This window comes from Escherichia sp. MOD1-EC6300, from assembly GCF_002965045.1.
GTDB classification, from domain to species: Bacteria; Pseudomonadota; Gammaproteobacteria; order Enterobacterales; family Enterobacteriaceae; genus Escherichia; species Escherichia coli_F.
This window is the reverse complement of the sequence record NZ_PTRH01000027.1, coordinates 22,469-33,866: the sequence shown is the minus strand read 5'-3', so window position 1 is coordinate 33,866 and position 11,398 is coordinate 22,469. Positions and strand designations below refer to the sequence as shown.

The 11,398-nt window shown below is 49.9% G+C and carries 8 protein-coding genes; 4 read left to right on the top strand and 4 right to left on the bottom strand.

All coding sequences use genetic code 11. The features are described from left to right. Positions 1-647 (bottom strand): pyridoxal-dependent decarboxylase (locus BGE37_RS23715; protein WP_047397171.1); only part of this gene is annotated, 647 nt, incomplete at its 3' end. A gap of 210 nt (positions 648-857) precedes the next feature. Further along, positions 858-2,255, bottom strand: coding sequence for a cytochrome c peroxidase (gene ccp, locus BGE37_RS23710; protein ID WP_000784846.1), 1,398 nt, complete (start codon positions 2,253-2,255; stop codon positions 858-860). Between the two features lie 404 nt (positions 2,256-2,659). Between ccp and BGE37_RS23705 the strand changes: the two genes are divergently transcribed. Then, the gene (locus tag BGE37_RS23705; RefSeq protein ID WP_000934242.1) at positions 2,660-4,309 is read left to right on the top strand and encodes an alpha,alpha-trehalase; all 1,650 of its coding nucleotides are present in this window, start codon (positions 2,660-2,662) and stop codon (positions 4,307-4,309) included. Between the two features lie 50 nt (positions 4,310-4,359). On the opposite strand, the gene BGE37_RS23700 is transcribed toward BGE37_RS23705, so the two are convergent. Next, entirely contained in the window at positions 4,360-4,962 is a 603-nt protein-coding gene (locus tag BGE37_RS23700; RefSeq protein ID WP_001167663.1) for a helix-turn-helix transcriptional regulator, read from the bottom strand. A gap of 518 nt (positions 4,963-5,480) precedes the next feature. Between BGE37_RS23700 and BGE37_RS23695 the strand changes: the two genes are divergently transcribed. The 3 genes from BGE37_RS23695 (at position 5,481) to BGE37_RS23685 (ending at position 9,172) form a co-directional block, all read left to right on the top strand. Further along, on the top strand, positions 5,481-6,380 hold the full coding sequence (locus BGE37_RS23695; protein ID WP_032185444.1) for a LysR family transcriptional regulator: 900 nt from the start codon (positions 5,481-5,483) through the stop codon (positions 6,378-6,380). Positions 6,381-6,428: 48 nt separating this feature from the next. Further along, the gene (yhjD, locus tag BGE37_RS23690; RefSeq protein ID WP_000191271.1) at positions 6,429-7,442 is read left to right on the top strand and encodes an inner membrane protein YhjD; all 1,014 of its coding nucleotides are present in this window, start codon (positions 6,429-6,431) and stop codon (positions 7,440-7,442) included. Positions 7,443-7,849: 407 nt separating this feature from the next. Further along, entirely contained in the window at positions 7,850-9,172 is a 1,323-nt protein-coding gene (locus BGE37_RS23685; RefSeq protein WP_001149003.1) for an MFS transporter, read from the top strand. Positions 9,173-9,291: 119 nt separating this feature from the next. Here BGE37_RS23685 and BGE37_RS23680 read toward each other — a convergent pair whose 3' ends face one another. Continuing rightward, on the bottom strand, positions 9,292-11,352 hold the full coding sequence (locus tag BGE37_RS23680) for an AsmA family protein (RefSeq protein WP_024212000.1): 2,061 nt from the start codon (positions 11,350-11,352) through the stop codon (positions 9,292-9,294). Positions 11,353-11,398 lie beyond the last annotated feature (46 nt).

Genomic DNA, 11,398 nt, shown 5'->3' with positions numbered 1-11,398 from the left:
TTACCGGTGTAGGTCACGCCGAAAGTCGGCACCACGCCGATGGTGTTTTCGTCGCAGGCTTCAATCATGCGTTTCGGATCCATAAACAACTGACCGGGGCGCATAGGGATTTCACGCAGCTCCACATCCCAGTAACGGGCAAATTTATGCCAGCAGATTTGTACCGGGCCGCACACCAGATTAGGTTTATCCGTTGGCTTGCCTGCGGCTTCCATACGCTTGCGCCAACGCCATTTCATCGCCATCCCGCCGAGCATACAGGCCTCGGAAGAGCCAATGGTGTTGGTGCCAACGGCCTGACCATTTTTCGGCGCAGGCGCATGCCACAGGTCAGCAACCATGTTTACGCAACGCAGGTCGATAGCTGCAGATTGCGGATATTCTTCTTTGTCGATCCAGTTTTTGTTGATCGACAAATCCATCAATTTATGGACGTTTTCGTCGTCCCAGGTCTGGCAGAAAGTGGCCAGGTTCTGACGAGCGTTGCCATCAAGATATAATTCATCATTGATAATCTGGAATGCGACATCATCGCGCATTTCGTGCAGCGGAAATCGTTTTGACTCCGCGATAGTAGAAATGGCCTTTGCGCCAAAACGTGAATCGAGTAGTTCTGAGCGGAAATCCGTTAACAGCTTCTGGTCCATTTCGAACTCCTTAAATTTATTTGAAGGCAATAAAAAAGTAGGATTTATCCGCAATGGAAGCAAGGCATTACCGGCTTAATTTAAATAACAAAATCCTAAGCAGAAAAAGGACTTTTTATAATATAAACGTTTAACATGATAATATTAAAAACAGACTTTATTGTCGTAATAAAAATCGCCCAAACATTCCTGTTCGGGCGATCAAATTAATTATTGTTTATCCTGCATATACGGCGTATATACCCCGTTCAGACTGTGCAGGAAAGCTACGATATCATCCACATCTTCCTGCGGCAGCTCTTTGCCTACCTGATAGCGCAGCATCAGTTTTACCGCCCCGTCCAGCGTCGGCACGTCACCGCGATGGAAGTACGGTGCCGTTAAAGCAACGTTACGTAAACCGGGTACTTTCTGACGCAATTTATCACGCTCTTCTTTAGTAACATTCATACGACCAATATCCGCCGCCGTAATTTCCCCAAAGTTAAAGTCTTTTTTCAGCCCCAACGGCTCGAAAGAACGTCCGCCGAGAATAATACCACCATGACAAGTTGCACATTTATTATCTTTAAATAATTGATAGCCTTTTTTCTGTTGCGCCGTCAGCGCATTCTCATCTCCACGCAACCATTTATCAAATGGGGAATCCGGCGTAATTAATGTTTTCTCAAATTCAGCAATAGCATCAGTAATATTTTCGCCACTGAAACCTTGCGGATAGACTTCGAGGAACTGCGCTTTAAGCTGCGGATCTTTTTCCAGCTTAGCAATAATTTCGTCCCAGGATTTCGACGCCATTTCAATCGGGTTCAACGGCGGTCCACCCGCCTGATCCTGCAATGTTGCCGCACGACCATCCCAGAACTGCTCAACGTTAAATACTGAGTTAAATACCGTCGGTGCGTTAATCGGTCCAACGGCACCACCAACACCAATCGACGTTTTTCTGCCATCAACGCCACCCGCATTTAACGCATGGCAATGTGCACATGAAATGGTGCTATCAGCCGATAAACGGGGATCATGATACAGCGTAAAACCCAACGCCACTTTTTGCGCATCGGTAGGCAGTTTTTGCGGAATAGGCTGCACCGGTTCATTGCGATGCTCCGGAGCAGTATCATTACTGGCGTAATATTCCGCGCGCTGTTTTGCAATCCAGGCAAGTATTTCCGCCCGCTCTTCATCACTCACCTTACCCGCCCAGTGTAGCGCGGTGTAACGCGTTGGCGGCATAGTTTCATACTGCATCACCCATTCAATCTTATTCAGATCGCTTTGCGAAACGGGTTTATCTGCCAACAGAGCCGCACGCACGGCCTCGAGGTTAAAAGATTTATATCCAAGCTTAATGTCGTAATCCATCAACTGTTTCGCGCCAGGAATATAATAATAGGCGGGTAATTCTGCCGAAGGCGTATGACAATAGTCGCATCCTTTTTCGCGAAGAAAACCTAAAACCTGATTATTTTCACTGACAGCAGATGCCTGAACATCGGCCTGTTTACTGCGTTTATTATCGTGGTACCACACATAACCAGATAACCCTAAATAGCAAATCGCGACGCCAGCCAGGCCGATCGCGGTAATACGTGAGACCATTTTCATTATTCTTCCCTCACGGTGGTGAGTTATTGTGACCCAGAAAATTTTCCAGAATGCTGCAAACGTCTCTGCGAGACAAAGCCATCATAAAAAACAGGGAAATACGCTTTTTGATAGGAATCAATCAATTACATGAATATAAACTATCAATAAGATAGTCTGTACCTATTATACAGAGCAGGAATGGCATATCATGATTGCGGCGAGAGCAGGATTGAATGTTCTGAAAATGAAAAACAACACGGAATCCGTATTTTTATAAATTCTATTGATATTAGTGCGTTATATTTTTTGACAAGTTAATAAACGTGATCCACCGCACGCTTTGTCGCCCACCAGGCGGAGCGAATGACTACCCTTAAAGAAAAGCCCGATAATTAGCGACGAATTTCGGAGGTCGGATCCTTATGCTCAATCAGAAAATTCAAAACTCTAATCCAGACGAACTGATGATCGAGGTCGATCTCTGCTATGAACTGGACCCGTATGAATTAAAACTGGATGAGATGATCGAGGCAGAACCAGAACCCGAGATGATTGAAGGGCTGCCCGCCTCTGATGCGCTGACGCCTGCCGATCGCTATCTCGAACTGTTCGAGCATGTTCAGTCGGCGAAAATTTTCCCCGACAGTAAAACCTTTCCCGACTGCGCACCCAAAATGGACCCGCTGGATATTTTAATCCGCTATCGTAAAGTGCGCCGTCATCGTGATTTTGACTTGCGCAAGTTTGTTGAAAATCACTTCTGGCTGCCGGAGACCTACTCCAGCGAGTATGTATCGGACCCGCAAAATTCCCTGAAAGAACATATCGACCAGCTGTGGCCGGTGCTTACCCGCGAACCGCAAGATCACATTCCGTGGTCTTCCCTGCTGGCGCTGCCACAGTCTTACATTGTTCCAGGGGGCCGTTTTAGCGAAACCTACTACTGGGATTCCTATTTCACCATGCTGGGGCTGGCGGAAAGTGGTCGGGAAGATTTGCTGAAATGCATGGCCGATAACTTCGCCTGGATGATCGAAAACTATGGTCACATCCCCAACGGCAACCGCACCTATTATTTGAGCCGCTCGCAACCACCGGTTTTTGCGCTGATGGTGGAGTTGTTTGAAGAAGATGGTGTACGCGGCGCGCGCCGCTATCTCGACCATCTGAAAATGGAATATGCCTTCTGGATGGACGGCGCAGAATCGTTGATCCCTAATCAGGCCTATCGCCATGTTGTGCGGATGCCGGACGGATCGCTGCTCAACCGTTACTGGGACGATCGCGACACGCCGCGTGACGAATCCTGGCTTGAAGACGTTGAAACCGCGAAACATTCTGGTCGCCCGCCTAACGAGGTGTACCGAGATTTACGCGCGGGGGCGGCCTCCGGTTGGGATTACTCTTCCCGTTGGCTGCGTGATACCGGTCGTCTGGCGAGCATTCGTACCACCCAGTTCATCCCTATCGATCTGAATGCCTTCCTGTTTAAACTGGAGAGCGCCATCGCCAACATCTCGGCACTGAAAGGCGAGAAAGAGACAGAAGCACTGTTCCGCCAGAAGGCCAGTGCCCGTCGCGATGCGGTAAACCGTTACCTCTGGGATGATGAAAACGGTATCTACCGCGATTACGACTGGCGACGCGAACAACTGGCGCTCTTTTCCGCTGCCGCCATTGTGCCGCTCTATGTCGGTATGGCGAACCATGAACAGGCCGATCGTCTGGCAAACGCCGTGCGCAGTCGGTTACTGACACCTGGCGGGATTCTGGCAAGCGAGTACGAAACCGGTGAACAGTGGGATAAACCTAACGGCTGGGCACCATTACAATGGATGGCGATTCAGGGATTTAAAATGTACGGCGATGACCTTCTGGGTGATGAAATCGCGCGCAGCTGGCTGAAGACGGTGAATCAGTTCTATCTGGAACAGCACAAACTGATCGAGAAATACCATATTGCCGATGGTGTTCCCCGCGAAGGCGGCGGTGGCGAGTATCCGTTGCAGGATGGGTTTGGCTGGACTAACGGTGTGGTACGCCGTTTAATTGGTTTGTACGGCGAACCATAATATTTTTACAGCCAGCCGCTAACGTCCTGCTGGCTGTAAAATTATCCTCTTCAGGAGGAGATATTTAACATCATTGCCGCCTGGGTGCGATTTTTCACTTCCAGACGGCGATACAGGGATTCCAGATGCGCTTTTACCGTTCCGGTACTGATATTCAGCGCCCTGCCGATCTCTTTATTTGATTCGCCCGCCGCTAACATGGTTAAAATCTCCCGCTGGCGGGCGCTTAACGATTTGAGATCTTTAATGTCCTTTTCCGGCGTCGTTCGCCAGTCTCCCGGCAGAAACATCATCCCCATCGCCGCACTATTGACCGCCAACGCAAATGTCTCGACGGTTGAATCACGAGGCACAATGGCCAGCACATTAAAATGAATAACTTCCTGTAACCACCGTTTGTTGCAATCCGTCGCCGTAATTAACACCTTAACCTCAGGAAATTGCACCACGGTTTTTTGCAGCAACCAGTAGCAAAACTCACCATCCTGATCGCCATCGAGCATCACTAAGGCTTCAGGGTAACTTTCCAGCTTTTGCCATAACTCGTCTGCCTGACTGGCCCCCTGAATACTCACTCCTGGAATACGATGCTGTAAACTGATTTTCATTCCATGAATAAATATTGACTGCCTGTCAAACATGACTATTTGCATAACTGAATCTCCACCTGAATACGTTAAAAAGACTTAAGTAGTGGAAGGGTATTACCCGCGAGAAAAAATAAGAATTCGCCATTTGGCGGTGGCCATTCTACAGAGATGACGCGTAGAAAATAGTTACCGATATAAATAGTTACAGCTAAACGCCTGAAATTACATGTCGAGGGCATTATTTAAAACAATTTTGAGGATTTCCTTATATTGATGGCTAGTACGCATGCAATTAAAAATGAAATTCCGCGACCACAAGCCAAAATAACAAACGGCAATGAGACAAAAATAAGCACAAATAGCCAATACGTCCTCTGTTCACTTTAAAGGGAATCGCTGAAAAATACGCTCTGTTTAAGGGGATTCACCGTTCTCATAAAGCTATTCTCCCCTTTTCCTACTGAGAAATCGCCACATTCGTCATGACAACATTGTGAAACCCGGCATTAGATGTTAGAAAAACAATAAACAATGCGATATGCGCGTTACTGTTTCGCTGTGAACAACAATCGGTCAAAGAAATGGATAAAATTCACGCAATGCAGTTGTTCATCAAAGTCGCGGAGCTGGAAAGTTTTTCCCGCGCAGCGGATTTCTTTGCTTTGCCAAAGGGAAGTGTTTCGCGCCAGATACAGGCACTGGAACATCAACTTGGCACCCAGCTTCTCCAGCGCACCACGCGACGGGTCAAACTCACGCCAGAAGGCATGACCTATTATCAACGGGCAAAAGATGTGTTGAGTAATCTCAACGAACTGGACGGTCTGTTTCAACAGGATGCCACCAGTATCAGCGGTAAATTACGCATCGACATCCCACCAGGAATCGCGAAAAGCCTGTTACTGCCGCGCCTGTCGGAATTTCTCTATCAGCATCCGGGAATTGAGCTGGAACTGAGTAGCCATGACCGTCCGGTAGATATTCTTCATGATGGTTTTGATTGCGTGATACGCACTGGCGCGTTATCGGAAGATGGTGTTATCGCCTGTCCCCTCGGCAAACTGACCATGGTCAACTGTGCCAGTCCGCACTATCTGACGCGCTTTGGTTATCCGCAAAGCCCCGATGATCTGACTTCACACGCAATAGTGCGTTACACACCGCACCTGGGCGTACATCCGTTAGGTTTTGAGGTTGCCAGCGTTAATGGTGTCCAGTGGTTTAAGTCTGGCGGCATGTTGACGGTAAACAGTAGCGAAAACTATCTCGCCGCCGGTCTTGCCGGTCTGGGGATTATTCAGATCCCGCGCATTGCCGTGCGCGAAGCCCTGCGTGCCGGGCGGCTTATTGAAGTATTACCTGGCTACCGTGCCGAGCCGCTCTCCCTTTCGCTGGTTTATCCGCAGCGTCGGGAGCTTTCCCGGCGTGTAAACCTGTTTATGCAGTGGCTGGCTGGCGTAATGAAAGAGTACCTGGACTGACCGACTATACTTTTTAAGAATGATCAAGACAGAAGGATAAAAGAGCGGATGACGCAGGAAAACGAGATTAAACGTCCCACCCAGGATCTGGAGCTCGAGCCGATTAAACCGCTGGATAATAGCGAGAAAGGCGGCAAAGTTAGCCAGGCGCTGGAAACCGTCACCACTACTGCCGAAAAAGTCCAACGCCAACCGATTATTGCGCACCTGATTCGCGCGACTGAACGCTTTAACGATCGGCTGGGGAATCAGTTTGGTGCGGCTATCACCTATTTCTCATTTTTGTCGATGATTCCGATTTTGATGGTGTCGTTTGCCGCCGCTGGTTTCGTTCTGGCCTCCCATCCGATGCTGCTGCAGGATATCTTCGACAAAATTCTGCAAAATATTAGCGATCCGACGCTGGCAGCTACATTGAAAAACACCATCAATACCGCCGTTCAACAGCGTACGACGGTAGGGCTTGTCGGCCTGGCGGTGGCGCTTTATTCCGGCATCAACTGGATGGGTAACCTGCGTGAAGCGATTCGCGCTCAATCGCGCGATGTCTGGGAACGTTCGCCACAGGATCAGGAAAAATTTTGGGTTAAATATCTGCGTGATTTTATTTCGCTGATTGGTTTGTTGATTGCGCTCATTGTGACGCTTTCGATCACCTCGGTTGCCGGTTCGGCGCAGCAAATGATTATTAGCGCCCTGCACCTGAACAGCATTGAGTGGCTGAAACCAACGTGGCGGTTGATTGGTCTTGCGATTTCCATCTTCGCCAACTATCTGCTTTTCTTCTGGATCTTTTGGCGATTGCCGCGCCACCGTCCGCGCAAAAAAGCGCTAATTCGCGGAACATTTCTTGCTGCTATAGGTTTTGAAGTGATTAAAATCGTGATGACCTACACACTGCCATCGCTGATGAAATCTCCGTCTGGCGCAGCATTTGGCTCCGTGCTGGGACTGATGGCGTTTTTCTACTTCTTCGCTCGTCTGACGCTGTTTTGCGCGGCGTGGATTGCCACCGCCGAATACAAAGACGACCCGAGAATGCCGGGGAAAACGCAGTCTTAAAATATGCCGGATGCAGCGTAACGCCTTATCCGGCCTACGAATTTATTCGGCCTGGCTCCCCGTAGGCCGGATAAAATGCGCCAGCATCGCATCCGGCTATCATGCGCACATAACCACTTAAACTCTTCCCCAGAGCCTTTTCTGTCATCTCTTAGGAGCAAACAATTTCATTCCAACTCATTACTCCAGCATATAAATCCAGTTGGTAACTTTTATTTAACCTAAAACCAGTTTTATCCACCATTTATGAAATTATGTGAAGCATTTCATAGAAGAAAAATCACCAGCTTAAACATTATTCCCTTTTTGGCTGATTTTCGACCAACTCCGCGATTTGTTACACATTGAAATATCACTTTTGCTGTGCGTAATATGGCTATTCGTTAGCCAAAAAATAAGAAAAGATTATGCAAGCAACAGCCACAACACTCGACCACGAGCAAGAATACACGCCGATCAACTCGCGTAATAAAGTCCTTGTCGCCTCTCTCATTGGCACGGCCATTGAGTTCTTCGACTTTTATATTTACGCCACTGCGGCCGTTATTGTGTTTCCGCATATCTTCTTCCCGCAGGGCGATCCTACGGCAGCAACGCTACAGTCGCTTGCCACCTTCGCCATCGCCTTCGTCGCGCGCCCTATTGGCTCTGCCGTCTTTGGTCATTTTGGCGATCGCGTTGGGCGTAAAGCGACGCTGGTCGCCTCGTTGCTAACGATGGGGATTTCGACCGTGGTGATTGGTCTGCTGCCGGGCTATGCCACGATTGGTATTTTCGCCCCGCTGCTGCTGGCACTGGCTCGATTTGGTCAGGGTCTGGGCTTAGGCGGCGAATGGGGCGGAGCGGCGCTGCTGGCAACCGAGAACGCACCACCGCGCAAACGTGCACTGTATGGCTCCTTCCCGCAACTGGGCGCACCGATTGGCTTCTTCTTTGCCAACGGCACTTTCTTACTGCTTTCCTGGCTACTGACCGACGAGCAGTTTATGAGCTGGGGCTGGCGGGTGCCATTTATCTTCTCGGCGGTGCTGGTCATTATCGGCCTGTATGTTCGCGTATCGCTGCATGAGTCGCCGGTGTTTGAGAAAGTCGCTAAAGCGAAAAAACAGGTGAAGATCCCGCTGGGTACGCTGCTGACCAAACATGTTCGCGTAACCGTACTGGGTACGTTCATTATGCTGGCAACCTATACGCTGTTTTACATCATGACGGTCTACTCAATGACCTTCAGTACCGCCGCCGCGCCAGTTGGGCTTGGCCTGCCGCGTAACGAAGTATTGTGGATGCTGATGATGGCAGTGATTGGTTTTGGCGTGATGGTGCCAGTCGCCGGATTACTGGCTGATGCCTTTGGTCGCCGTAAAAGCATGGTAATCATCACCACGCTGATCATCCTGTTCGCGCTGTTCGCCTTTAACCCGCTGCTCGGTTCTGGCAACCCGATTCTGGTTTTTGCCTTCCTGCTGCTGGGGTTAAGTCTGATGGGACTGACCTTCGGGCCGATGGGCGCGCTGTTACCAGAGCTGTTCCCGACAGAAGTGCGTTACACCGGAGCATCGTTCTCTTACAACGTAGCGTCGATTCTCGGGGCTTCCGTTGCACCATATATCGCAGCCTGGTTGCAGACTAACTACGGGTTAGGTGCGGTGGGGTTATATCTGGCGGCGATGGCTGGCTTGACGTTAATCGCCCTGCTGCTGACCCATGAGACGCGACATCAGTCGTTGTAATAAGGTTGAAAATTGCCTGATGCGCTACGCTTATCAGGCCTGAACTTCCATAAAATATATTGAATTCGCAAGGATTTGTAGGCCGGATAAGGCGTTCACGCCGCATCCGGCAGTTTCCATCACTTCTTCATCTGCGACAAAATCGTCCGACACTGATTAGCCTCCCCTTCGGAAGGAGAGATCAGCGCCAGTAACGCCGCCGCCGGTGTTACCAGCGTTGCCAGTGCCGCCGCAACAGCACCACGGGCAATCAACGGCCCGGCTTTCACCCCAGCCTGCGGATTTTTAAATGTCCCACGCACATACAGCGGCGAACGCAGTGTGATAATGCGAATCCCTTTACTTTCTGGATCGATAGTTAAATCCAGCTGTTCCGAAGCAAAACTTGCCGTGCCGGTAACATTGATCAACGCATTCTCAGTATCAAAAGCAAAAATCTGCGGACGCGCCACACCGTTGGCAATATCCAGATTCGCCGCCGCGCAGTTCACCCGCACCTCATCATCACCAAATATCGCACCGACAATGTAGTTGCCGACATTCAGGCCGACAATCTCCATCAGGTTGCGGCTCACCAGCCCGTCATTCATCAACAGTTTCAGGTTGCCGTTACTGTTGCCTAAAAGCGCCGCCACCGAGTTACCGCTACCGCGTAGTTCCGCGTCACCGTTCATTTCCCCCAGCGTCTTCTGCATCAGTTCTACATCGGGCATCAGTTCTTTCAGTTTCAGCCGACGCGCCTGAATATCAGCCCGCCCCTGCATCGGTTTTTTATCACCTTCCAGATGAATATTCGCCGCAATGCTGCCGCCTGCCATGCCAAATTTCAGCGGTTGCAGGCGCAGGTCAGCATTTTTGAGGATGATATGGGTAGAGAGATCGCTAATCGGCAAGCTACTACCATGTTCAATGCGCCGACCTTTGAAGCGGACATCGGCATCCATGACGTCCCATTTATCGGTTTCGAAGCGGTCATAAGGCAGCACTTTGCCCGCAGGCTGAACGCTTTTTTCGCCTTTCTTCTGCTCAGACCGTTTCGACTTTTCTGCACCTTTTCCAGAATCAACGCCAATCAATGGCCCTAAATCTGCCAGCCGCAATTGCCGCGATTCGACATCACCTTCCAGTTTTGGCCGTGGCTTGCCGGTGGTGTAGATCAGAGAACCGTGAATATCACTATCGCCAATGCGCCCATTAAAGCCTCGATAATCAAATACCGACGATTTTTCAGTGTCGATTTTCGCGACCAGCCGACCATCGGTTTCAAACGGCGGGGTATCGGGCAGCAGAACGCCCGTCAGTTCATAGAGATCACCCAGCGAATCGCCAGAAAATTTAAGCCGTAAATCGACACCGCCCATCTTCATTGGGTCATTCACGACGCCATCAAAAGCGACGCGAGTATTCCCGGAGCGGAAATCAGCCTGTACCGGAAACGGTGTACCTTCGCCGCGTAGTGCCAGCATACCGCCGATTTTACCTTTGCCCGTGAGCGGTTCACCGTTATAACGTCCCTGCGCCTTCAGACCAAAAACGTAATCGCCCACCTTTTCTTTGTCCGCTTTACCTTTCGATCCGGTAACTTCACTGAACGGCAGCGGCTTGCCTAACGGATCGACAAAAATTTCCAGATCCGCTTTGCTTACTTTGTCATCAATAGCGATCCGCCCTTGATCGAACAGAATATTATCCAGTCGAAACGACCACGCAGACGGCTTTGCATTCATGTCTTTGTTGTCATCATTGGCGAGATTAAAGGTCCAGTTATTGTTCTTTTCAGAGAGACGAATCAGACGCGCGTCGGGCTTCTCCAGTTTTATCCACGGTAGCCAGACCGTTTTGGTCAGCAACGCCAGCGGGGCCAGCGTCGCTTCTACCCGCGGCAAATGCACCATTGTTACTTCGGGAATATCCGGCGGATTGCCAAGAATGATGTCTTCTGCATGCACATGAGGCCACGGCACCCAGCTGCGCCAGCCGGTTTCTTGTTTTTGCCGCTCCCACACCACGCCCAGATCGCCACGGATAGCGAATGGACGATTCAACTCCGCAGAGACTTTCTGGTTGATGGTCGGTTTGAGTCGATTCCAGTCAAATGTTGCAATCAAAATGATCGCCACGACAATCAACAACAAGAAAGTCCCTGAAATAGCAGCGGTTATTTTGCCTGCCTTGCTCATCGTTCGCTTCCTCATATTCTTCCTGTGCCAGTCCTAAAGATAGTCC

What these genes read in the sequence shown, in the direction of transcription:
- ccp (WP_000784846.1), bottom strand. Translation starts at nt 2,255, where the DNA reads ATGAAAATGGTCTCACGTATTACCGCGATCGGCCTGGCTGGCGTCGCG.
- BGE37_RS23705 (WP_000934242.1), top strand. Translation starts at nt 2,660, where the DNA reads ATGCTCAATCAGAAAATTCAAAACTCTAATCCAGACGAACTGATGATC.
- BGE37_RS23700 (WP_001167663.1), bottom strand. Translation starts at nt 4,962, where the DNA reads ATGCAAATAGTCATGTTTGACAGGCAGTCAATATTTATTCATGGAATG.
- BGE37_RS23695 (WP_032185444.1), top strand. Translation starts at nt 5,481, where the DNA reads ATGGATAAAATTCACGCAATGCAGTTGTTCATCAAAGTCGCGGAGCTG.
- yhjD (WP_000191271.1), top strand. Translation starts at nt 6,429, where the DNA reads ATGACGCAGGAAAACGAGATTAAACGTCCCACCCAGGATCTGGAGCTC.
- BGE37_RS23685 (WP_001149003.1), top strand. Translation starts at nt 7,850, where the DNA reads ATGCAAGCAACAGCCACAACACTCGACCACGAGCAAGAATACACGCCG.
- BGE37_RS23680 (WP_024212000.1), bottom strand. Translation starts at nt 11,352, where the DNA reads ATGAGCAAGGCAGGCAAAATAACCGCTGCTATTTCAGGGACTTTCTTG.